We start from the raw sequence: 23,316 nt of genomic DNA, 5'->3' as shown, positions 1-23,316 counted from the left end.
CTTATACCTCCGTTCCTAATTCAATAACACTACACTTATTCTCAATTGTAGAATTTGAAATGGATTTCACATGACAAGAGTTATCTCCAATTGATTCTTCATCATTAAATTCACATGTGATCTGATAAGTTTGATTTTTACATTTATAAGTTTGAGCACAAACTCTAGAGTTTGAATTGTCATTGATACACTGTTTTGGATCTTCTTGTGAGAATGATATAAGTTCGAATTTTGCAAAGTCAATTTGCTCGTCTTCATTTGTACATATCTCATCTCGACATTTACCATAAAGCTTGGCCGTTGGAGTAAATCCGTCTTCTGGTTTATACCTATAACTTTGATCGATAGGATAACAGTTGCTACGTCCAACTTTTTCAAGCTCATCTTCGGAAAGCTTTAGCCTTTTGGGACGGCAGTTACTTTCTTTTGCTAAAATGTTTTTTGTTCTTTCGTAACAAAAATAAAATTTTCTTTCGATCTCAGGTGTTTGAGTGTCAATCTCAACAGGCTCTGGTTTTGTCGCAGATGACGTCTTAACTTCAATAGCTCCGCGATCTTTTGGATTTAAAAGGGCAACTTTTACAATATTGCGAGCACTTTCATTCGTAATACAACGAATCGTCATCTCTCCACCTGAAACAATTCTAAGTGTAGCTTGAGAGCTATCGTAGCAATAATTACTTTCTTTATTTACTTCTATCTCTTTGACTTCTCGATAGATTTTTCTAACTTCTTCACGATCACGATAGATATCTAATCTTGCACGTACATTACTTAAGCTATCTCTAGTGCTTACAGAACTATCACCTTTAGCTATTTTATCCATTAAAGCTTTTTCCTCTTGTAAGAGAGGATCGGCCTTTTCCATAATTACTTCAGTTAAGCGTGCTTTTAAATGATCAGTAAAAGCCTTCTTATATGCATCAGACTCAAGAATATTGATCTTAGAGCCATGAACACTTGCTTCGTAGAATTCATGACCTTCAATAATTTGATCTACAATTTTGTCATCATTTGCAAACAAAGGATTTGAAAAGAGTAGCGGTGCTATGAGACTACATAGTTTTAAAATTTTTTTCTTTGAATAAATCATTACGATAATTCCCTTTCTCTCATTACTCAATTCTTATCGGTAATGAGGGGCAATTACTTGAGCAAAAGCGTTCTAATCTAAGTATTTAAAATTCTTATTGATTATGTGATTTCACATTGTTGTTTTTACGATTAGACTGGTTGTTTTCAACTTCACCTTTTTGATTACTTTGAGATTGGTTGATAACACGATCACGTGATTTTAAAGTAACTTTCGTCGCACTAAACCAAGGATCTTCAATCTTAATTTGGTCTTCATTACCATCTAGAATAGTGATAACGGGTACAATATCATATGAGTCTTTTTCTTCTTGTTTTACTGAAAGTCTAATAGTTTGTGGCCCTTTACCTTTTCTTGCACTTGAATCCTCTAGCTCGATTATGTATTTACTTTCTTTTCTAAGTGTTTTGTATTTCTTACGTGGACAACCTCCTAACTTATATGAAGTAATGACATCTGCGGCACAGCCGTCACTAATATAGTAAAGTAGGTCATATTCAACAATAATTCGATCAGGAGAATCTGCATCTATTGTAATTTCTTTCTTAGGAAAAAAGCTTTTGTTAAGCTTTATCTTCATTTCAGAAGCGTGAATTGCAAATGCAAATAAAATGACTAATGAAGAATTTAAGACAATTTTAAGTCTCATATTACCACCTAAGAAAAGTTTCCTAAGTAGCTCATCGGAATTTATTCTAAATTATTAAATTTAAGTGGAACTGAGTTTGCCATATCTCTTACAAATACTTCGTCCAAAGCATTATTTAAGTCTTTATCTAAGCAAAGCAGAGTATTTTCATAAGAGTGATCTGTAGCGTTGTGTTGGAAGTTATAGCTTCCAATACTTGATAATATTCTATCAAAATAAAATACTTTAGAATGCAGAAAACTCAGATGTAACCAGACTCGAGTTGAGTCAAATCTAGCATAATCTTTTAAAAGATTAGAGAAATGGGCCTCTCCAAAATAGTCATTCCACTTTTTTATACTTTTGAGTTTTTTTCTGATTTTTTTCTGTAGTGATTTATCACTAAGTGTTTCATTAAGTAGTAATTCTTTTATTTCTTCATTCTTTATGTCAATAATCTCATTACCAGTCATATCAGTACCTGTCGTAATGAAGTCTAGAGATATGCCGCTCTTTTGAAGCTCTTCTACTTTTTGATGTAATTTTTTAAACATCTTAAATGTATCAAACTTCTCTATTAAAGGAGCATCTTTAAATACTGAATTATAGTATGTATCTGAACGAATCGGATCCATAACTCCTAGGTATGTATTTGTATAATTAAGTGCAAGGAGGTAGGCATCACCAATATTTGTTCGATATTCATAAGGTGACTGTTGTATAAAACGACAGACTCCCTTCATTCTTGTGTCTTTATTATTTAATATTTTGTCATATTGTCCTTGCCCTCTCAGCTCATTCTTTTCTTCCCATTCTAGTCTTGTGAGGTAAAAGTCGAGTTCCTTTTCTAGGTTTGCGATATTCTTACCAGTGTGTCTGATGATAGCGCCGTTTCTTCCTCTAATATTTCGAGTATTTTTTTTCTTAAAATATTGCCAGTCTTTTAGAAAGCCAATTGCAATATCGGTGACAAGGGGACCTTGAACCATGATATCAATATCTTTGTTTTTGAAGTCAGTATCTTGGGAAAGATTGTCAGCATTCAGTTGATTTTGACCGCCAACGATAGCAATTTTTCCATCCACGACTAATTTCTTGTGATGATAGACTGTACGTCCTTCATGTTTCCAAAAATCATTTGCTCGTATAAATTGAATACCCTTATCTTTAAGCTTATTTGGACATTCATTATGTCCTAGTGCTTTAGACATCATTTTATCGTCCATAATATAGACCTTGACGCCTCTTTGGTGAGCTTTAATTAACTCATTAACTAGTATCTTTACAGAAGAGTCGCAAACAAAACTCAAAGACGACATTAAGATCTCAGACTTTGCGCTCTTAATAAGCTCTAGTTTCTTTTTATATGAATAATGATTTTCAAGAAGTTCTACATTATTGCCAAAGCTAAGTTGAGATTTTGAAACCTTATCCATTTCTATTTGAAATGCTGATGTAAAAAAGGAATGTTCAATCGTATTAAAATTAATCCTTTTAAAATCTTCTGAGAATAAAGATAGGTTAGCTATTTTCTTTCTAATTGGTGGATGATTTAAAAAACCCCATTCTTTTAATGGGTATACATCTACGAGATGATGTCTATTCTCATTTGAAAAATTAAATTGTGAGTAGTAATTGATCTTTGCTTCATTAAAAGTTGTGCCCCCATACTTTTCTATATAGGCATCATAATCAGTTTGGTAATCTTCTTGTAAGAGATGCCAAGTCAGCTCATACCACTTTGTATTCTCAAGCCTTCCATACTCATCTGTCTTATAGCTGTATGTTGCTCTGTCAGCACTTGCCTGATTGATAACATAGTCTTGATCTACAAAAGGAATTTGCAGCGCTAGGACATTAGTGGCCAAAGTTAATATGAGTGCAGATCTTATGGATCTTACTAATATATGAGACATGCTCATATTTTATGTTGGATTAATGAAAAAATATTGATTTTTGAAATAACTACCGTTCTGTTTAAAAAGAAAACAGACGTAATTTAGAGTAGTTGCGGGTGCTCAACGTATTTCTTTATTCCGGCAATGATCTTGCTCGCATAGACTCCATCAATGATTCTGTGATCGAGTGTAGCTCCAACAGTTAATGTTTCTCTGGCAATAATCTCACCTTTTTCTACGATGGCCTCTTCTTTGACTTTAAATAAGCTCAAAACAATTGGCACGTGAGAGATTGTGGGAATTGGAGCAAATGCAAATTCAGCACCAAAGTTACCAACACTTGTAATCATACAAGATCCAAATGGATCACGTTTTACACTGAAGAGTTTCGTGTAAAGATTGAGTCGATACATAGCAAAGTCTAGTAGTGTAAGGGCAGGTCTCGCAAGAAAGTTAGGAATAAGCTCCACAACCTTTTTAACTTTTTTAAAAGATTTATCTTTGTCGTTTCGAATATTATTCGCACTTTTCATCAGTTCTTTCTTGATATCAAAAACACTTTTCTTGTCAGCATTCCTAATGACTGTTCCTGAAAGGTCCTTTCCACTATGATCTACTGAGACTTGTAAAAAGATATCGACACTCTCTCTTTGATAAAGATGAGGGCCACGAATCATTCGATTAATTTGCGGATTTTCGTGGAATACTTGTGCAATTATTTTTGTGAAAAGATGGGTAGGAGTTACTCCTTTATCTTTTGTGTATTTTTTGAAATTAGTCGCATCAAATTTTAAAAGGCCAAATGTCGAAGGATCAACAGGCGTTTTCCATGTATTCATAGAAACTTTGCGCCAAGAAGAAAGGCGTTTGACCTTAGTAAGTTTAATATGTCTCATAAGCGAGAATTTGCCTTCTGATCACCAATGTATTTGAAACGAGGAGTTTCAACTCCATCAATAACAATAGATTCAATAAACATCTCTAGAGGACGAACCCAGAGTTTTCCAAGATCATTCTCATATAGACATTCGTAGTAGACTAACTCTTCTAATGTTTCCGAATGGCGAACAATATCATGAACGATATAATTCATACCTTTGTAGTGTTGGTATAACCCACCTTTGACGATCTTACTCATTAGTCCTTCCTTACTTTTCTATAAAATTTTATTGCCGCCATAAGAACAACTCCTAAAGCAATAATTCCGCCAACTCCGTAGAGAATTCCTTCTAAACTTTTTATTACAGCAAGAAAGACAATCGCAAAAAGGAAGAGTGTCGCAACTTCATTCCATATACGTAAGAATTTTGCGGTATGAGGAAAATTGTCATTTTGAAGTGCTTTAAAAATCTTATGACACTTAAATTGGTACATTAGCAGTAAAACGACTAGTGTTAATTTTAAATGTAGCCAGTAGTGTCCTTTCATTGGCCAGTAAGTAGTATAAACCAATGAAGCGCCAAAGATCACCGTAGCAATACAAGCAGGCCAGGTAATTCCATACCATAGCCTGCGAGACATAATTTTAAACTGAGCACTTAAAATATCTCGTTCACTGTCGCTCTTATCTTGGGCCTCAGTATGATAGATAAAGAGGCGGACAATATAAAAAAGTCCTGCGAACCAACAAACGATACTAATTAAATGTAGTGCTTTTAAATACTCGTAACTCATTATTTTCCAAATGTTGGAGCACCAGCGATATTTTCTTCATAGAAATTACCGAATGTACTCATTTGCTTATGGAAGCTAACGGCAAGCTCTTGCGCCTTAGTTGTATAAGCATCATGATCTTCCCACGATTTTTGAGGATTTAAAATTGTACTTGGAATTTCTCCCACAACTTTTGGAATATTTAGACCAAAGATAGGGTCTTGTTCAGTTTCAACGTTATGTAGATTATTAGCTTGGATGTTACGAATAATCTGTCTTGTAATATTTAGAGGGAAACGTTGTCCAGTACCATATGCACCACCAGTCCAACCAGTGTTCACCATCCAAACATTAAAGCCTAGCTTGTCAATATACTCACCAAGAAGTTTTGCGTATTCACTTGGATGACGAAGCATGAAAGGAGCTCCAAAACAAGATGAGAAAGTGGCCGTTGGCTCTTTTACTCCAATTTCTGTTCCAGCAAGCTTCGCTGTGTAACCTAGAACAAAGTAGAACATCGCTTGTTCTTTTGTCAGTTTTGCAACTGGAGGTAAAACACCAAAGGCGTCAGCAGATAAGAAGAATACGTGTTTAGGAATATCACCACGTGAAGTCTTTTCAAGTTCATCGATGAACTCTAAAGGATATGAAGCACGTCCATTCTCAGAAAGTGACTTATCATAGAAATCAACAAGTCCAGTATTCTCGTCTAGAACAACGTTTTCAAGAAGTGATCCGAAGCGATTTGAAGCCGCGTAAATTTCTGGTTCACCTTCTTGAGAAAGCTTATAAGTTTTAGCATAGCATCCACCCTCAAAATTGAAAGTACCCGCTTCACTAATTCCGTGCTCATCATCACCAATTAGATAAGTACCAACATCTGTTGAAAGAGTTGTTTTTCCTGTTCCCGAAAGACCAAAGAAGATTGAAACTTCACCGTTATCAAGGCGAGATGCCCCTGAGTGAGTTGGCATAATATTCGACTCAGGTAGAAGATAGTTCATCGCTGCAAACATACTCTTCTTAATTTCACCCGCATAAAGTGTTCCTGCAATAATTGTAATTTTAGATTTGATACAAGTTACAATTGCAGTCTCTGATCTTAAATCAAATTCAGCTGGATCCAGTTGAAGTTCTGGAGCGTGAAGAATCGTAAAATCATTTTCATTAAAGTCTCTCATCTTTTCACGAAATAGGTGAGTTGAGAAAAGTGCATGATTAGGATTAGTTGTTACAAGTCTTGCACCAAGGTTGTGAACTTCGTCAGCACCAACGCTTCTTTCAGTAATGAAAAGATCACGATCTTCATTTAGGTAATTAGTTATATGTGACTTTAACTTTGCAAAAGTCTCCGGTGTCATGGCCTTAAAATTATTGTCCCACCAGATTGTATTTTCTGTTGTTTCATCGCGAACGATATAACGGTCATTGGCGCTGCGCCCCGTATGCTTTCCTGTCTCAACTACTAGAGCACCGTCTTTAGTTAGCTTTCCAATGCCACGAGCTACTGTTTCTTGAATTAAAAAGCTTCTTGCAGAGTTTACAAATATCTTATTATTTGGTCGCTCCATGTTAATTCCCATGTCTGTATAAAATTGCGTCATACATCATCTCCGGTTCGTTTTTTACAGTCCATAATAGTTCTTGTTATTAGTTCTTTTATGCCACTAAATATATGCTTTTTAACCTGTATTGATAACCATTTTTATCCTAATTCAGCTCATATTTTTTAACGCTAAGAAGTAGTCGGAATAACGATTTTATAGTATATTTTGGGGACTTATACACAATAGATATGATGCACTTAGTTGTGCTTTGAATTATAAGGAAGAAAATATGCAGCCATTATCATCTCGCGAGATTAGAGAGAGATTCCTAGATTACTTTGAAAAGATGGATCACTTAAAAATTAGTGCATCTTCAATCGTTCCTCAAAACGACCCGACACTACTTTTTATCAACTCTGGGATGGCCCCGTTAAAGAATTACTTTCTTGGAAAAGAGACTCCTCCATCTCCAAGGCTAGCAAATTATCAACCATGTATTCGTACAAAAGATATTGATGATGTTGGTGACCGTCACCACTTAACAATTTTTGAAATGCTCGGTTCTTGGTCAATAGGTGACTATTACAAAGAAAAAGCATGTAAGCTTGCTTACGACTTACTAGTTCATGAACTAGACTTCGATCCAAAGAGACTTTACTTCACTGTTTATGGTGGAAATGATGATCTAGGGATTAAACCAGATACTGAGTCTATTGAGGCTTGGAAGAAGTGTGGTGTTCCTGAGGATCATATTGTCGTTCTTGGTGAAGATAACTTCTGGGGACCAGCAGGGGACCATGGGCCATGTGGACCATGTACTGAAGTATTCTATGACACAGGTGCAGAGTATGGGCCTGAGTATAAGCCGGGTGGACATTTTGATGATGTAAGTCGTTACATTGAAATTTGGAATGCCGGTGTTTTCATGGAGCTTAACAAGCAAAAAGACGGAACATTTGAGCCTCTACCACTTAAGTCCGTTGATACAGGTTCTGGACTTGAGAGACTTGCAATGGTTATGAATGGTTGCGATTCTGTTTATGAAACTGATTTACTCGCACCACTTATGGCATTTTCAAAAGAGCTTTTAGGTAAGAATACAGATATTCAAACTGAGCGTATGATTTCAGATCACATGCGTGCAAGTATTATGATTCTTGCTGAAGGTGTTATGCCTGGAAACGAAGGACAAGGATATATTCCACGTCGTCTTATTCGTAAGTGTGTAGCCGCTTGTATTTCAAGAGGTGTGAAACCTAACTTTAATAAGCACATTCAAAAAACAATTGAGATGCTTGGTGATTACTACCCACAGCTTAAGTCAGCTCGTGAAGCAATCATCTATAATATGGAACAAGAAATTAATGAGTTCGTTCCAATCGTTGAAAATGGTCTAAAGAAAATTGAAGAAGAGCTTTCAACAAACTCTAAATCAAAAGAACTATTTCCAGGGCATGTTGCATTTGAACTTGTAACAACTCATGGACTTCCTTTAGAAGTAATTAAAGCTGAGCTTGCTTCAAAGAAAATTGAATTTGCTGAAATTGAATATAACGAGTGTTACGAAGCTCACAGAAAAGCTTCTCGTGTAATTTCTCGCAAGAGCTCTGTTGGTGCAGACCAGGAGAGAATTGAACTTGAGTTTATCGAAGTAGCTGATACTGAGTTTACTGGATATGACTCTCTTGAGACAGATAGTGAAATTTTAAAAATTTACCGTACTGAAGATGAGATCTACTTTGCGACAAAAGAAACACCATTCTATGGTGAGTCTGGTGGACAAGCCGGTGATATCGGAACTGCTAGAACATCTACTGGTGAGCTTCAGATTATCGATACAATGAAAGTAAAAAATACTCATGTTCATATCGCTAAGATTATTTCTGGTGAAATTGAAACAGGTGAAAAGATTGAGTTGGTAGTTGATGGTGAAAATAGAAAAGCTTCAATGAGAAACCACTCTGCGACTCACTTACTACATGCTGCTCTTCACGAAGTTATTGGAAAACACGCTATTCAAAAAGGTTCAATGGTTACTTCAGAGCGTCTACGCTTTGACTTTCAAAACCCTCAAGCAGTATCTAACGAAGAACTGATTAAAGTAGAGGCTTTAGTAAATAAGTGGATTATGCAAAATGATTCACGTACAACAAAGCTTTGTTCATACGAAGAAGCAATTGATAATGGTGCGATGGCATTATTTGGTGAAAAATACGATAGCGATGTTCGCGTAATTGCATTCGGAAAGGAAAGTGTTGAACTTTGTGGTGGGACTCACGTAGGACGCACTGGTGATATTGGTCTTTTCGTAATTACTCAGGAAACTTCTGTTGCAAAAGGTATTCGTCGTATTGAGGCCGTAACAGGAACTGAAGCAGTTCGTGTGATGCAGGAAAGAACGGCACTACTTAATGCTGCGGCAAAAGAACTTAGTACGAAACCTCAAGAGGTTCCAGCTCGTATTAAGGATCTTCGTACAGAGATGAAAAAGAAGATCAAGGAAGCGAGTGCTAAAGCAGCTCAAAATGGATCAACTGACTTTATCAAAGAAGTTAAGCGTGACTATGAAGGGTTTAAGCTATTTGCTGCTACTTTGGATGCTGATGCTAAAGCGGTTAAAGAAATTGGTGATAATATGATCAACAAGGGTGAAGTACAGCTTATCTGCCTCATTTCGAAGGATGATAAGGGGATGAAATCATTTGTATGGTCTAACTCTGATGTTAAGGCAGGGGACTTCTTAAAGAAGATCCTAGAGCCTGTCGCTGGACGTGGTGGCGGACGCCCTAACTTTGCTCAAGGTGGTGCACCAGATGTAAACTCTGGGGCTCAAGTGCTTGAATTTATTGAAAGTTTATAAAGATTTCTATAATAGACACAGGTTCGACAAACCTGTGTCTAATTTCCTAACATCCCTATACTTAATTTCACTCCATAGTCGTTAGAAACAAATTCTGATGTATAAAGAATTTGTCTTAAATTTATGGAGTGTAGACGTGATTAAAACCAATTTACCTACAGATGCTCTTTCTCGTGAGCTTCGTCGTTTAACAATGCAACTTGAAATCATTGAGAATCATCTTGATGCTGCCGAAATCGAAGAAAAGAGAGAGATTGTTGAAAAGTCTATTATTCTAAAAATGAGTGATATGACTTCTTCAAATATCAATTACCTTGGGAAATTGAAAGGAATTAGAAAAACTAACTTAAAGAAGCGCTTTGTCCAAGCCGAAATCAATCTACTTAGTAAGGGAATTAGCCGTTTTCCTCAAAAGAATGAACTACGTCTAAAAGTGATCAAAGATCGTTTTGAAGGAATTGTTCATCGATTCAATAAAATCTCTGCATAACCTGTTCATAATTAACTATTTGTTAACTTTGCTCCGAAAAATTTCTGAGAGATTTGGAGTAACTTATGAGAGATTTTGACCCTAGAGTTTCATTTGCACAAAAAATTGTTGTAGCAATTCACTACACGCGAGAACAGCGCTCGCGTGTAAACGATGTATTTTATTTTTCATCACTAAAGCATTTAGATAAAGCTTATCTTGAGGCCAATATCATACCTGTCGATATTGCTGAAAAAATACGCGAATGCTGGATCGAATGTTATAAGAGCATCTGCCAGGAATCTTTTACTTTAAATGATAAAGCTAAAGAACACCTTAATTTTTGGAGTGAGTTACTAATGCTGCCAAATCAAAGCCTGCATTAATTCTTTGCTATATGAAATGAGAGTGTTACACGGGTTCCGATATTTACATCAGAGCTTATATTGATTTTTCCATTTGAGAAATCAGTGAAGTATTTCACAATAGGTAGGCCATAACCTGTGCCAACTTCTCCTTTTGTCCCTAGGCGGCTAGTCTTTCGCTCAAAGTGAAAAAGGCCGTCAATGATGTCACTTGGAATACCTATTCCCTTGTCGACAATATCGATATAAATACGACCAGCTTCATCATAAAACTTTATAAGCACGTCTTGCCCTTCATGACTGAATTTAATCGCATTTGAGATAAGATTACTTAATATATGATCGCAGAAAATCTTCTTTTCACAAAAAAAGCTTTTCTCTGTGAGAATATCAAAGTGTAGTTTTAAGTTTTTATCATTTAAGAGTTTAAAATGCTGTTCAGAGAAGTTTTTAATTAGCTCAGAGTCGATTTTACTTTTATGTGAGAAGAGACTCTCTGAATCCAATTGGAAGCTTCTTACATTTGAAATGATCTCTTGAACCTTCTTTAGAGAGGTGTTGATTTGTATGTAAGAAGACTCATCAATTACGCTCTTTCTAAGTAGGCTTGAAATTTTTAATTTCAAAATAGTAACTGGATTTGAAAGATCGTGAAGGACTACATGAAGTAGTGTATCAAGTTGCTTATTTGAAAGTGCAAGTTTTAGTCTAGAGTTGGACTCCAGCCAAACATAGAAGAAAAAATATATTGTCGTGAGAATAGAGAATTGTACGATATTAAATTTCAATAGAGAATAGTATTGAGTATTCGTTAAAGGGTAAGATAGAGATGCGATAGTATGATCAAGCATAAAAAAAGATGCAAATGTGGAGATCATCACAAATACACCAAAAAGAAGCCCTGATCTATTATAGAAAACTCCGAAAAAAATAGGCGTTCCTGTTATCCAAATAATCCCAGGAGACTTTACGCCTCCAAAAGTGAAGACAATGATTATCATGATTAGAATAGATGGCAGAACACAAATCGCCTTGGCGAGACCATGCTTTCCTAGTACACAGGCAATAATAAAAAATAAAACCTGGGCCGTCGTATACGTATAAAAGAACTCTTTCGGAATCTTATGAAAGAGAACATTAGGGTACGCCAGATAGTAGTAACTGACTGTAATTGATACCATGATAAGCGTAAAAACAATCAGATAGCGCTGAATAAGGTTCTCGCTTTTGAATTTTAGTTTCATCGAGGCCACTTTAAATCAAATTGTGATCTTATGCTAGCAAAGTGAAATTTATTTATGATTTCTCAAGGGAAAACTTAGGGTAAACTCCGTGCCATTTTCATTACTTGTAGGCGAGTGAACGAAAATTTTTGCACCTGAAAGCTCTACAAAATAGTGTACGATTGGAAGCCCGTAACCGGTACCAGCTTCGCCAATTGTTCCAGGCCTTGTGGTTTTCTTATCAAATTCAAAAATCGATTCCATAAGTTCTTCTGGAATACCAATACCTTCATCTCGAATACTGAGCAGTGCAGAGTCTCCTTGGATGCTAAAAGTTACTTCAATGATATCTTCGGGATGGCTAAATTTCACAGCATTAGTAAGTAAATTACTTAGTATATGGTCTTTAAGAATAGAGGGAGAACATTTTATCTTAAAGCCTCCTTCATCTTTAAAAATTAATTTTAAGTGTTTCTTATTAATTAATCTAAACTGCTCTGAAAGATATGATTTCAACTCTGTTGATTCGATTATTCTTCTATCTTCTTGTAAGTTTTCAGAACTCATTTGAAAGCTTCTAATATTTTGTATAATCTCTTCAATTTTAGAAAAAGCTTCTTTGATTTGCTTTGTTTCATTATCTTTAATTTGAAACCGTCTTTTCAAATTTGAAAGTTTTAACTTTAAAATTGTAATTGGATTAGAAAGATCGTGAAGAACAACATGTAAAAGGGTGTCCAGTTGCTCTTTTGATTGTTCAATTTCATCTCGCGTTTGTTGCTCAAGCCAAGTGTAGTATAGAAAGAAAAGAGTAATAACAATCGAGAAGTGAATAACATTCATCCTCTTTTCTTGCATATAAAGCTCTGGTGACACATTAACTGTCATCGATAGAATTTGCGTCTCAAAGGCATAGAAGACAGTATAGATAGCAAGCATGAGTGAGATGCCAATAATCATCCCTCTTTTTCTAAAAAATATTGCAAAGAAAATTGGGAACCCTGCAATCCAGAAGACTCCTGGAGCGTGAATACCACCAAAAGAAGTAATTAATACCAATGTTATTGCGATAGAAGGAAAGAGGCTCGAAATATTTCTAAGTGTATGTTGCCCTTTAAAGTCAAAATAATAGAAGGCAAGGTAAAGAGTTGAGATTGGTAAAACAAAATAATACAAAACATTATCATTGATAAAATGATGGTGTCTAAAGGCATAGGCAAGTAATGAGATCATCGCCATGACATTAGTGAAGTGAATAAGAAGTGTATTAAAACGATCTTTCATAATTACTAAATATAAATAATATAAAAGATTGTCGGCTATGACGATATTTTATTTAGTTGAAAATGACTGGGATTTTTTAAGTAAGAAATTGGTTGCGGGGGCTGGATTCGAACCAACGACCTTCGGGTTATGAGCCCGACGAGCTACCAACTGCTCCACCCCGCGACAAAGTAAAATCAATATATTATCAGAAAGGTCTTATGTCAAATTAAATTTGTCAGACATAAATTACTAAAATTTCTAGAAGACGCTCCGATATGAACTCTGTATGAGGGATGTTAAAAAATAAATTTTTTGGAGTTTAGACGATGGAAATGCAAAATCATAGTAAGTTAACGATTGATATCGATACTTCAGAGCTTACACCTGCACAGCTTCGCGCAATTAAAACGATTAATATGCTAATGGCACATATTGTGACAACAGAAGATGAAGCAGACTTTTTTGATGGGACTGCGGAAGTGATGAGAATTTGCGCTTCACTAGTAAAACAGTCGAAATTTTGCCAAGAGAATTCAAAAATTCCATACGGAGATCAAGCTTTAGAGTTTTCTATTGAGCTTCTAACTGAGCTTATGGAGTCTTCTTCTTTAGTAAAGTACGACAATTAATAGAATTACATAATTAGAGATAAAGGGCCTGCAATGGGCCCTTTTTTTTTGTCAAAAATTTAGCTATAACAGACTGTGAACTTTAAGAAGTAGGCTTTGAAAATGAGTGACATAAGTAAAAAGAAAATTTGTCTTACAGGTGTTAAACCAACAGGAATGCCACATTTAGGAAACTATATCGGTGCAATTAAACCTGCTATTGATAATGTTAATAAATCAGATATGGAAGGCTACTTCTTTATTGCTGATTATCATTCTCTTATAACTATTCACGATGGAGAAATTCTTCGAAATGATATTTATGAAGTGGCCGCGACTTGGCTAGCTGCTGGACTTGATCCAAATAAAGCAATTCTTTATAAGCAAAGTGATATTCCAGAGATTACAGAGCTAAATTGGATTATTTCATGTTTTGCTTCAAAGGGATTAATGAATCGCGCTCATGCATATAAAGCAAAGAAAGATAAGAATGCTGAAGAAAATCGCGATGAAGACTTTGGTATTAATATGGGTCTATTTTCTTATCCTGTTCTTATGGCCGCAGATATTCTTTTTATGAATACTGATTATGTACCAGTAGGTGAGGATCAGCTACAGCATATCGAAATTGCGCGAGATATCGCTTCAAGCTTTAATCACAAATTTGGTGATCTTCTTACTCTTCCTGAAGCTATTGTAAGCAAGGCCGAAAATAAACTTCTTCCAGGTCTAGATGGACGTAAAATGAGTAAGTCGTATGGAAACCATATTCCATGCTTTGTTCCAGAGAAGAAGCTTAAGAAAATGATTAATAAAATCACAACAGACTCAACTCCTCCTGAGGCTCCAAAGAATCCTGACGAATCATTAATCTTTGATATCTATAAATTCTTTGCAACATCAGAAGAACAAGTTGCCTTGGCCAAACGTTATCAAGAAGGAATTGGTTGGGGCCACGCTAAACTTGAACTTTTTGAGGTCCTAAACCGTGAACTAACACCGATGCGTGAAAAGTATGAAGCTCTTATGGCCGATAAATCACAGATCGATGCTATCCTTGCACAAGGTGCTGCTAAGATTCGTCCTATCGCTCAAGAGAACTTACGTCGTATTAAGAAAGCTATTGGTGTTTCAAACTAATATTTAGTTTTTATGATAAGGATGATCTTGCTTGATCGTTTGAGCTCGATATATTTGTTCGATTAGAACAAGTCGGGCAATCTTATGTGGAAAAGTCATAGGAGATAAGGAGAGTTGGTAATCAACTGTCTTTAAAAACTCTTTAGGAAAGCCTGCTGCTCCACCGATTAGAAAGCAAACACCTTTTTGCTGGGTTTCAATAACATCATAAATATACTTACTAAGCTTCTCACTATCGCAAGTTTTTCCATGCTCGGTCATTGCAACTACGTGTTGATTTCCAAATTTTGCTTTTATGGATTCGACTTTATTTAGAAGTTCCTTAAGTTCAAGATCAATATTTTCTTGATGACCTTTACACTCATGGATGTGAAGTTTTGGGAAGTTAATACGCTTAAGGTATTCATTTTCAAGCGCGATAAGGTGCTTATCTTTTAACTTCCCAATGACAATAACATGATTGTCTTTCATGAGTTACTAGAAGTAACCTTTATCTGAATCAGTAGATGCTCCAGCTTCTTCAGAAGAGTAGTAGTACTCATTTGGAATTTCAATTGATGGAACAGACCATAAATTGTCGATGTCATATGCTTCGCGAGCTGATTCATCAAAGATGTGAACAATAATGTCACCAAGGTCAATTAGAATCCAATCTGTTTGTTGGTGTAGACCTTCTTTAGAGATTACCGTCTGACCTTTTCTTTTCATTTGTTTTGCAATCTCATCAGACATTGCATTTGCCATTGAAGAGTTTGTTGCTGATGCAAGTACGAAGAAATCTGCTAGTGCAGTTGTTTTTCTCATATCAAGAACTTTAAGGTTAACACCTTTAAAGTTACCAAGAATCCAAGCACTCGCCATAGCAATATTTAATGGGAATTCAAGCTTTGAATTATCTGCAATTTCATCTACGTTTTTCGTGATAAATTCATTTTGTGACATTGATTAGTCCTTTATCGTTTTAAGCATTAAAGATTTTAGTAAGTCTATATTTAATCCAGATACTGAAGAGATTGGAAGACACTTTCTATCAACCTGTGCCTCGAAGAAGTCTTGGAACTTCTTAATTTCTTCATCTGTCATAGCATCAATTTTTGTTAAACAAATTAGCTCTTTCTTATTTAAAAGATCTTCACTATAGCGACCAAGCTCTTGGCGAATAATTACGTATTGTTCAAACGCTTCGTATTCATCAAGACACCAAGAAACATCCACTAGGTGAACAAGAGATTTTGTTCTTTCAATATGTTTTAGGAATTTAATCCCTAGGCCTTTTCCTTCTGAGGCATCTTCAATTAGCCCTGGGATATCGGCAACAACAAATGAGTCATCTTCACCAAGTGTAACAACACCAAGGTTTGGCTCAAGAGTCGTAAAAGGATAATCTGCAATCTTTGGCCTTGCTGCAGAGATTGAAGAAATAAGTGTTGATTTACCAGCATTAGGTAATCCAACAAGTGCGATATCAGCAAGTAGACGAAGTTCAAGATCTACTTCAAGTTCTACGCCTTCTTTTCCTGCAGTTGCTTTTCGTGGAGCCTGATTAGTTGCAGTCTTGAAGTGAATATTTCCAAGACCACCACGTCCACCTTGTGCAACCATTAATCTCATACCGTGATCAGTTAGATCCGCGATAACTTGATTCGTTTCTGCATTACGAACAATTGTTCCAACAGGAACTTTGATTGTGAGGTCGTCACCAAATGCTCCACACATTTGACGGCCACCACCTTGCTGTCCGTGTTCGGCGCGGTAATGTTTTTTACCTCTGAAGTTAACAAGAGTGTTCATTCCTTCGTCGGCTTCAAAGTAGATGCTACCACCGTCACCACCGTCACCACCATCTGGTCCACCAAATGGGATATACTTTTCGCGGCGAAAGCTTACGCATCCGTTTCCTCCGTTTCCGGAAATTACTGTAATTTTAACTTCATCGATAAATTTCATAATAAGGTCTTATATAAAAAAAGGGAGCACTATGTATAGGCTCCCTTTAATATTTACAACTAATTAATAGCGTAAAATGGTAATTTTAATTAAGCTTCAACAACAGAAACGATTTGCTTCTTCTTGTTATAGAAACCAAATTGTACTTTACCTTCTTTCGTAGCGAATAGAGTAAAGTCTTTTCCAACTTTTACGTTTTTACCAGCGTGGAACTTAGATCCCGCTTGTCTTACAATGATGTTTCCTGGAACAACAGCTTCACCACCAAATTTCTTAACACCATACATGTTTGGGTTTGAATCACGACCGTTACTTGTTGAACCACCGGCTTTTTTGTGTGCCATATCTAACTCCTAAAATTGATAATTAATTAAGCTTTAACTTCTTTGATTTTTAAAGTTGTAAAGTGTTGTCTGTGTCCGTTCTTCTTCATGTATTTACCTGGCTTTCTTTTAGAAACGATAACTTTTCTTGAACGATCATGTCTTACTACTTCAGCAACAACTTTAGCACCAGCAACAGTTGGAGCACCAACTTTTGCGCTTTCACCACCAACAAATAGAACTTTATCAAATTCTACAGTTGATCCAGCTTCTTGTTCTAACTTCTGAACATCAATAGTCATACCAGCTTCTACTCTGTACTGGTGACCTGAGATCTCTACTACTCCGTACATACTTTCTCCTAATGAAAGGCAGCCTTTGGGGGTTGCTCGATAGTTCTCGCTAACTCTTTTTTCCCTCGGACTGAAATTAACTTTATGAAACTAGGATTTTTATTAATAATTGGGCCTGTTGTCAAGGACTAAGACGCAATTACACTCCTTTATTTGAGGATTTTTTGCCTAGCGCTAAGCGGAAACCACTTCGAGCTTATTTAGTCGGAAAAAATACCGAAAAATTAAGTTGAATGGAGGCGATAATGCAATCTGTAAGTACTGAAAAATACACATATTATCAATATGCTAAGGAGCAGGCGCTGCCTGTTTATATTAGGCTGCGTATTGCGGAGTTCGATCCGGAAATCGCAGGATTTTTACAAATTATGAATTTTACTGAGCTGGGTGAGAAAGAAAGTGAGCTGGCCCAACAAAATATAGCGTCAAATCAACTGGCCAAGGTTATGACTATTGATGAAGCGACACCGATGGTGGCCGCCCAAATTAGATCAAATTTTGACAATGACAAGTATGGGAAGGAGTCGATCGTACAAAAACCTGGATACAATGTTTATCGCTATAAGAATATGGCGATGATTGTTCTGTCTTTGGCCTCAAATGAGTGGCTAATGGGAACATTTCCAGAATTTGGTCACACCGAAAGAGAATTTGAAAGCCGAGTCGTTATCAATCGCTTTTTAACTTGGGCTTTAGCTCCTATGGGAATTATTGGCCTATGGGGAAGAAAAACTAAGCAGGGAATTATTCTTGGCCGTATGGCAGATGTTAAAGGTGAAGTTATTTATATCGATTATCGTAATCAGAATATATTTACGATGAGTGAAGTACATAAACTGAGAAAATCAGAGATCTTTATAAAGCTTGATCCTCTTAATAAGTTGGGCCCTGTTAAGATGAGGTTTGAAGATGCACAGGCATTTTTAGCAATTCACTCGGCTTATTTTGGTGCCAATGGAATGCCAATGGCAACAAGACAGGCCCTGGCCACTCTTGCCAAAAATATTATGTGTTACAAATTTGCATTAAACGATGTTGCAAAAGAGTTAAGTTAGTTTTTTAAAAGTTTAATGAGAAAAGAATCCTTATTCTTCACATCATCTTTTTTTATCATATGAATAAATATCGGGAAGCATGTAATTGTACATGCTCCTGTGTATGTAATTGTGAATCCGGCTTCATCATTCCAAATATAGACTGACGTGCCGTCATTATTGATAAACTTATCCTGCTTACCATAGCGATTTATTAGTGATTGATGAAAAGTATTGTGAAGAAAGTAATTTGGAAGTCTTGCGTAGAAATCTAAAACGACTTCATCTCTAACATGAATAAAAACAGAAAAGAAGTAGTTCTGATGGCGAATTTGAATTTCATAAGTTGCTAGAGGTTTCTTGTCATTGATTAATCTGATTGCTTTATATTCATTCTTTATATCTGACAGTTTTTGTCCAGGATAGAATGGTTTGAATTTATCAAAGGTGAAGTCGTAATTCGGTTCTTCCACCTTAGCTTTTGCCGGATTGATAAATATGCAAAATGATAAGAGAATAAATGAACAAGTTAGAATATTGTTAAGAATTTTTTTTACCATACGTTATTTTAAACGATTTGAATTTTTATAGTTAAAAGGGGAATTTAATGCAACCAGCAGCAAAGAAGGAAGCGCAGAAGATTGGTATTGCAATGGTACTCGGATTAATTTTGGGTCTTCTGTTACATTATTTTGGAAAGGGTGAATACGTAAAATTTATTTCTCCTATAGGAGATGCGTTTATCTCTCTTCTTAAAATGGTGATTATCCCTCTTGTTTTCTCATCTATCTTTATGGCGATGTACCACTTAGGAACACCAGAATCATTAGGAAGAATGGGGGTAAGGGCCGTTGCTTATTATTTCATTACAACTTGTATTGCCGTTTTATTTGGAATTATTTTTGTAAATCTTATCAATCCTGGTATTGGTGCTGATCTTGGCTCTGCTGGAGTTCATGGCCTTTCAGAAGCAATGCAGTCGAAAGTTGCAAGTAGTTCAAGTGGTTGGGCGTCACTGTTTGCTTCAATCAAAGAAGTTCTTCTAGGTGCAATTCCAACGAATCCATTTGGTTCAATGGCCGATGGAAATATTTTACAAGTTATCGTCTTCTCAATTCTTATGGGAATGACTGCGCTATTTATTCCTAAAGATAGTGAACCATTTGTTAAAGTAGTAGGTTCTCTTGAATCTCTTTCTAATAAACTAACAATGGGAGTAATGAGCTTAGCTCCTTATGGAATCTTTGTTCTTATGACAGGGGTTCTTGCTAAATCTGGTTTTGGCGCAATTATATCTCTTTCTAAGTATATGCTGACAGTAATTCTAGGATTGATTTGTCATGGTATTTTTCTTCTGATTATTGGAAGTATTCGCGGAAAGACTTCACCTATTGAGATTTTAAAAGGTGTAGGGCCAGCTATTATTACTGCTTTTTCAACTGCTTCTTCAGCAGCAACTCTACCTATTACGATGATGAATGTTGAAGAAAATTTAGGCGTTGATAAAGATACTGCAAAATTTGTTTTACCATTAGGTGCAACTGTAAATATGGATGGAACTGCTCTTTATGAGTCAGTCGCCGCCATCTTCATTGCGCAAGCTTATGGCTTTGACTTAGGTTTAACTCAGCAGATTATTATTTTTATGACAGCGTCTCTTGCGGCAATCGGAGCAGCAGCAATTCCTGGTGCGGGGCTAATTACAATGTCGATCGTACTTTCTGCTGTCGGGCTTCCTATTGAGGGGATCGGTCTTATCTTAGCTGTGGATAGAATTCTGGACATGTTCAGAACTGCAGTTAACGTCTTTGGTGACGCCATGGGAACAGTTGTTGTTGATTCTATGCTGAAAAATAAAGAGTAAACAATATAAAGTATTGAATTCAGTACTGTACTTAACCGAAAAAATCTTTTCCTCGTTGACTCAGACACGACAATTTGAAAAAATATGGGAACCCCAAAGTTGGGTTCCCGAATATTTATGAAAACGAAATACGCACATATAGTTAAGGAAGATCGATGAGAATTAATGGATTAATTTTACTGGTAACCTCCCAACTGCTCTTTTCATGTATCTCTGTTGAGAAAGATGTCCCGAGCCCGAAGGACATTTCTGAAGTTGTTGAAACAGATGCTGAAATTGAAGCAGATGCGGAATACTCAGAAGAAAAAATCATCGCTCGTAGTGCAAAGCACGGAGCAGAGTTCTCGAATGATCAGATTGTTGGTTCTGCAAAGATTGAACATCCAACAACTCATGAACTTAAGACTTACTTCCTATATGGAGCTGAGCATTTAAATTTAGAAAATAATTATTTTGATATTCCTGTTGTTTACAATGCGGCAGTTAAGAAATGGATTAAGTATTTTACTACACGTGGCCGTGGCTTCTTTGAGAGATATTCTGCAAGAGCTGGAAGGTATGCTCCGATCCTTTCTAAAGTTTTAAAGGATAATGGTCTACCACAAGACTTAATCTTTTTAGCAATGGCCGAATCTGGATTTCAAACAAAAGCTAAGTCGTGGGCAAAAGCGGTAGGGCCTTGGCAGTTCATGCCTTATACAGGTCGTCGTTATGGACTTGAAGTTAACTGGTATGTTGACGAGAGACGTGATCCAATCAAGTCTTCAATTGCTGCTTCAAAATATTTAAGAAAACTCTTTAATCAATTTGGTTCTTGGGAGCTTGCTGCAGCATCATATAATGCTGGTGAAGGAAAGATGTCTCGTGCGATTCGTCGCTATCGTACAAAGAACTTTTGGCAAATCAGAAAAGGCCGTTATTTAAAACCAGAAACAAAGAATTATGTTCCTAAAATTATGGCGCTAGCTATTATTGGAAAGAACTTAAAGTCTTTTGGTTTTGAAGAGATTGATTGGCATGAACCACTGGATTTTCAAGAAATCTCTGTTCCAGGTGGAGCGGACTTATTCGAAATTGCAAAAGATTTAAATATTGAATTTGATGATCTTCATTACTTAAACCCAGAGATTCAAAGATGGTTCACGCCACCAACACACAAAACTTACACGTTAAGAGTTCCTGTTGGAAAAAGAGAGCAGTGGGCAAGTTGTTGTACTGAAAAGAATTACGTCGCTAGCCAGGATGTTTTTCAAAAGTATCGTGTACGAGGTAAGAGAACTCGTTTAAGTGATGTTGCTCAAAAATTTAAAATTAAAGATAAAGAAGTTCTTACTTGGTTAAACGATGATTACAAATCACATCGTTCAAGAGTTAAGCGCGGATCTTACGTAACACTGCCATTTAGAATAGGACAGAGTAAGAAAGATAATATGTACGCAGATCTCTATGATAAACCTCGTAAGTCTGTTGTAAGAAAAAGAAAATATAGTAATCGCATCAGATTAGCGAAACAACGTGGAAAGAAAATTAATAATCCAACTCAATACTACACTGTTCAACGTGGAGACTCTTTATGGTCTGTATCACGTAAAACAGGTGTAAGCCTTGATACTCTAATTGTTTCAAATTTAAATATTATCAAGAAGAGACAAATTAGAGCAGGCGATAGGCTCGTCATTAAATAATCTAAAAATGTAAGAAAAAAATAGTGAAATTACCTGAAACCACGCTTTAATGCGTGGTTTCGCTATTTTAATTCCAAAAAAAATACGCTATTGTATTGCCAAACACAACACACAAGGAATCTGGTACTATGGCCTATAGCGATATTCTTAAACTTAAAAAAGTTGAAGTAAAACAAGAAGAGAAGACATTCATTAAAAATTTGATTGTTGGAAGTGATATCTTTGCAATTGATCTATTCGATCATTTAAATAATTTGGATGCAACAAGTGTAAAGCTTCTTTCTGAAGAAGAAGTAACTGAAGATAACTTCAAGCTAATGGGACCGTCACTAATTCGCGGTGAAGGAAATATTTCAATCTTAAAAGATCTAGGACTTGTTGAAGAGACACCAATCAATAGTTCATGTTTTTACAAAGATTCTAAATTTCACCCGTTTGGATCTCGTACAAAGCCGATGCCACTACTGTGGGGGGAAGAGAGTTATATTGATAATCATATTCAATTATCGCCATCGCAACTTCTTCCATCGCTTAGTAAAGAAGGACTTCTAGAGAGAATTAAAACTAATAGTTTTAATCTTAGAATTAAAGAAATCTATCGTACAACTCCTGAAGAATTAATTGATCAAGCATTTTGGAAAGTATGCCTAACAAATGGTCTAATTATTGAATGTGAAAATTTATATTGGGGAGAGTCTCCTGCTAAGTTTTTAGAGCTCTTTCAAGATAAGAAGACACTTTCAAGTGAGTTCATTGAATTTTGTGAAAGTACGTCGACACCATGTTCTCTTTATGTTCACTTAGACTTAAAAGAGAAAATTACAAAAGATGAAGAGTCGCAAACTTATTTCTTTCCATTATCTTTTACGCACGATTGGGGACACTTTATCGGTGAGATTTGTGAATCTGAAAGTGAAGGATATGCTCAAACGGCCAAATTTGTTACTTTTGTCGATAAAGAAGAGAGCACGGAGGAAGATATTTCTAAAAAAATCAATCTTCTGAAGAAAAACCTGGCCAAGAATTTTGACGCTTTTAATGAGAATGAGTCAAAAGAGCGTGTGGTTTTAAGAGACTATTCTTATTGTCCGGATATTGACGATTCTTCAATAGAGGATGGAACTCTAAACGAAGATCACCTTATTTTCTTTAGTTTTAACGCTCCTTTGAAGCAGGCGGCGACAAAGAATGATACATTCGTAGATTCCTGGATGTCGTCAAAGTTTCTCGCAAGAGGAATCGCTGTCCAAGCAAAAATAAAATAAAAAATACTTATATCAGCCCTGGGATTGCGAATTCTTTAGCAATTTCAGGGTGTTGACATTCATCCCATCTCCTTCGAAAATTTAAGAACTAACAT

24 protein-coding genes and 1 tRNA gene are annotated in these 23,316 nt (G+C 36.0%); 9 read left to right on the top strand and 16 right to left on the bottom strand.

Translation table 11 applies throughout. From position 1 onward, the window contains the following. Window position 1: 1 nt before the first annotated feature. The 7 genes from ACMAYS_RS07215 to ACMAYS_RS07185 form a co-directional block, all read right to left on the bottom strand. Complete coding sequence (locus ACMAYS_RS07215) at window positions 2-1,123, bottom strand: hypothetical protein (protein WP_412463010.1); 1,122 nt, start codon at window positions 1,121-1,123, stop codon at window positions 2-4. 64 nt (window positions 1,124-1,187) lie between these two features. After that, a complete protein-coding gene (locus tag ACMAYS_RS07210) occupies window positions 1,188-1,742 on the bottom strand; it encodes a hypothetical protein (RefSeq protein ID WP_412463009.1) in 555 nt (184 codons plus the stop codon). 41 nt (window positions 1,743-1,783) lie between these two features. Then, a complete protein-coding gene (locus tag ACMAYS_RS07205; RefSeq protein WP_412463008.1) occupies window positions 1,784-3,589 on the bottom strand; it encodes a phospholipase D-like domain-containing protein in 1,806 nt (601 codons plus the stop codon). Between the two features lie 131 nt (window positions 3,590-3,720). Then, window positions 3,721-4,515, bottom strand: a complete 795-nt coding sequence (locus ACMAYS_RS07200; RefSeq protein ID WP_392990742.1) for a 2-oxo acid dehydrogenase subunit E2 — start codon at window positions 4,513-4,515, stop codon at window positions 3,721-3,723. Beyond that, the gene (locus tag ACMAYS_RS07195; protein WP_103218891.1) at window positions 4,512-4,757 is read right to left on the bottom strand and encodes a DUF1653 domain-containing protein; all 246 of its coding nucleotides are present in this window, start codon (window positions 4,755-4,757) and stop codon (window positions 4,512-4,514) included. The genes ACMAYS_RS07200 and ACMAYS_RS07195 overlap by 4 nt, the downstream gene beginning before the upstream one ends. Then, entirely contained in the window at window positions 4,757-5,293 is a 537-nt protein-coding gene (locus tag ACMAYS_RS07190; protein WP_103218892.1) for a CopD family protein, read from the bottom strand. The genes ACMAYS_RS07195 and ACMAYS_RS07190 overlap by 1 nt, the downstream gene beginning before the upstream one ends. After that, entirely contained in the window at window positions 5,293-6,876 is a 1,584-nt protein-coding gene (locus tag ACMAYS_RS07185; protein WP_392990744.1) for a phosphoenolpyruvate carboxykinase (ATP), read from the bottom strand. Before ACMAYS_RS07185 ends, ACMAYS_RS07190 begins: the two co-directional genes overlap by 1 nt. A 232-nt stretch (window positions 6,877-7,108) precedes the next feature. Between ACMAYS_RS07185 and alaS the strand changes: the two genes are divergently transcribed. The 3 genes from alaS to ACMAYS_RS07170 all read left to right on the top strand — a co-directional run bounded on the left by alaS (window position 7,109) and on the right by ACMAYS_RS07170 (window position 10,534). After that, on the top strand, window positions 7,109-9,679 hold the full coding sequence (alaS, locus tag ACMAYS_RS07180) for an alanine--tRNA ligase (RefSeq protein WP_412463007.1): 2,571 nt from the start codon (window positions 7,109-7,111) through the stop codon (window positions 9,677-9,679). Window positions 9,680-9,815: 136 nt separating this feature from the next. Beyond that, window positions 9,816-10,169, top strand: coding sequence for a hypothetical protein (locus tag ACMAYS_RS07175; protein WP_412463006.1), 354 nt, complete (start codon window positions 9,816-9,818; stop codon window positions 10,167-10,169). Between the two features lie 65 nt (window positions 10,170-10,234). Continuing rightward, window positions 10,235-10,534: a hypothetical protein gene (locus tag ACMAYS_RS07170; RefSeq protein ID WP_103218896.1), complete on the top strand. Its 300-nt coding sequence runs from the start codon at window positions 10,235-10,237 to the stop codon at window positions 10,532-10,534. Here ACMAYS_RS07170 and ACMAYS_RS07165 read toward each other — a convergent pair. The 3 genes from ACMAYS_RS07165 to ACMAYS_RS07155 form a co-directional block, all read right to left on the bottom strand. Then, a complete protein-coding gene (locus ACMAYS_RS07165) occupies window positions 10,531-11,757 on the bottom strand; it encodes a sensor histidine kinase (RefSeq protein WP_412463005.1) in 1,227 nt (408 codons plus the stop codon). The genes ACMAYS_RS07170 and ACMAYS_RS07165 overlap by 4 nt on opposite strands. A gap of 48 nt (window positions 11,758-11,805) precedes the next feature. After that, a complete protein-coding gene (locus ACMAYS_RS07160; protein ID WP_412463004.1) occupies window positions 11,806-13,020 on the bottom strand; it encodes a sensor histidine kinase in 1,215 nt (404 codons plus the stop codon). A gap of 89 nt (window positions 13,021-13,109) precedes the next feature. Then, window positions 13,110-13,185 (bottom strand) — tRNA-Met (locus tag ACMAYS_RS07155). 143 nt (window positions 13,186-13,328) lie between these two features. Here ACMAYS_RS07155 and ACMAYS_RS07150 point away from each other — a divergent pair. Next, on the top strand, window positions 13,329-13,631 hold the full coding sequence (locus ACMAYS_RS07150; protein WP_393022161.1) for a hypothetical protein: 303 nt from the start codon (window positions 13,329-13,331) through the stop codon (window positions 13,629-13,631). A gap of 111 nt (window positions 13,632-13,742) precedes the next feature. Next, window positions 13,743-14,750, top strand: a complete 1,008-nt coding sequence (locus tag ACMAYS_RS07145; protein WP_199177574.1) for a tryptophan--tRNA ligase — start codon at window positions 13,743-13,745, stop codon at window positions 14,748-14,750. A gap of 3 nt (window positions 14,751-14,753) precedes the next feature. Here ACMAYS_RS07145 and ACMAYS_RS07140 read toward each other — a convergent pair whose 3' ends face one another. The 5 genes from ACMAYS_RS07140 to rplU all read right to left on the bottom strand — a co-directional run bounded on the left by ACMAYS_RS07140 (window position 14,754) and on the right by rplU (window position 17,373). Then, complete coding sequence (locus ACMAYS_RS07140; RefSeq protein WP_103218901.1) at window positions 14,754-15,221, bottom strand: 23S rRNA (pseudouridine(1915)-N(3))-methyltransferase RlmH; 468 nt, start codon at window positions 15,219-15,221, stop codon at window positions 14,754-14,756. A 6-nt stretch (window positions 15,222-15,227) separates the two neighbouring features. Next, window positions 15,228-15,692, bottom strand: a complete 465-nt coding sequence (rsfS, locus tag ACMAYS_RS07135; RefSeq protein WP_103218902.1) for a ribosome silencing factor — start codon at window positions 15,690-15,692, stop codon at window positions 15,228-15,230. 3 nt (window positions 15,693-15,695) lie between these two features. Continuing rightward, complete coding sequence (obgE, locus tag ACMAYS_RS07130; RefSeq protein WP_103218903.1) at window positions 15,696-16,697, bottom strand: GTPase ObgE; 1,002 nt, start codon at window positions 16,695-16,697, stop codon at window positions 15,696-15,698. A gap of 89 nt (window positions 16,698-16,786) precedes the next feature. Next, complete coding sequence (rpmA, locus tag ACMAYS_RS07125; protein WP_021266471.1) at window positions 16,787-17,041, bottom strand: 50S ribosomal protein L27; 255 nt, start codon at window positions 17,039-17,041, stop codon at window positions 16,787-16,789. Between the two features lie 26 nt (window positions 17,042-17,067). After that, window positions 17,068-17,373 carry a 50S ribosomal protein L21 gene (gene rplU, locus ACMAYS_RS07120; protein ID WP_103218904.1) on the bottom strand — a complete coding sequence of 102 codons (306 nt, stop codon included), beginning with the start codon at window positions 17,371-17,373 and terminating at the stop codon, window positions 17,068-17,070. A 245-nt stretch (window positions 17,374-17,618) separates the two neighbouring features. On the opposite strand from rplU, the gene ACMAYS_RS07115 reads away from it, so the two are divergent. Next, window positions 17,619-18,428: a hypothetical protein gene (locus ACMAYS_RS07115; RefSeq protein ID WP_103218905.1), complete on the top strand. Its 810-nt coding sequence runs from the start codon at window positions 17,619-17,621 to the stop codon at window positions 18,426-18,428. Here ACMAYS_RS07115 and ACMAYS_RS07110 read toward each other — a convergent pair. Then, window positions 18,425-18,967: a hypothetical protein gene (locus ACMAYS_RS07110; protein ID WP_412463003.1), complete on the bottom strand. Its 543-nt coding sequence runs from the start codon at window positions 18,965-18,967 to the stop codon at window positions 18,425-18,427. The two genes, ACMAYS_RS07115 and ACMAYS_RS07110, sit on opposite strands and share 4 nt — an antisense overlap. A gap of 47 nt (window positions 18,968-19,014) precedes the next feature. On the opposite strand from ACMAYS_RS07110, the gene ACMAYS_RS07105 reads away from it, so the two are divergent. The 3 genes from ACMAYS_RS07105 (at window position 19,015) to ACMAYS_RS07095 (ending at window position 23,221) form a co-directional block, all read left to right on the top strand. Beyond that, the gene (locus ACMAYS_RS07105; RefSeq protein ID WP_392990753.1) at window positions 19,015-20,271 is read left to right on the top strand and encodes a dicarboxylate/amino acid:cation symporter; all 1,257 of its coding nucleotides are present in this window, start codon (window positions 19,015-19,017) and stop codon (window positions 20,269-20,271) included. 155 nt (window positions 20,272-20,426) lie between these two features. Beyond that, window positions 20,427-21,956 (top strand): lytic transglycosylase domain-containing protein, encoded by a 1,530-nt coding sequence (locus ACMAYS_RS07100; protein WP_103218908.1) that lies wholly within the window; start codon window positions 20,427-20,429, stop codon window positions 21,954-21,956. 128 nt (window positions 21,957-22,084) lie between these two features. Further along, window positions 22,085-23,221 (top strand): hypothetical protein, encoded by a 1,137-nt coding sequence (locus ACMAYS_RS07095; RefSeq protein WP_103218909.1) that lies wholly within the window; start codon window positions 22,085-22,087, stop codon window positions 23,219-23,221. Window positions 23,222-23,316 lie beyond the last annotated feature (95 nt).

This window comes from Halobacteriovorax sp. RT-2-6, from assembly GCF_047085025.1.
Taxonomy (GTDB): domain Bacteria; phylum Bdellovibrionota; class Bacteriovoracia; order Bacteriovoracales; family Bacteriovoracaceae; genus Halobacteriovorax_A.
Note: the sequence above shows the minus strand (reverse complement) of the source record. Positions and strands in the feature narration are given on the sequence as shown.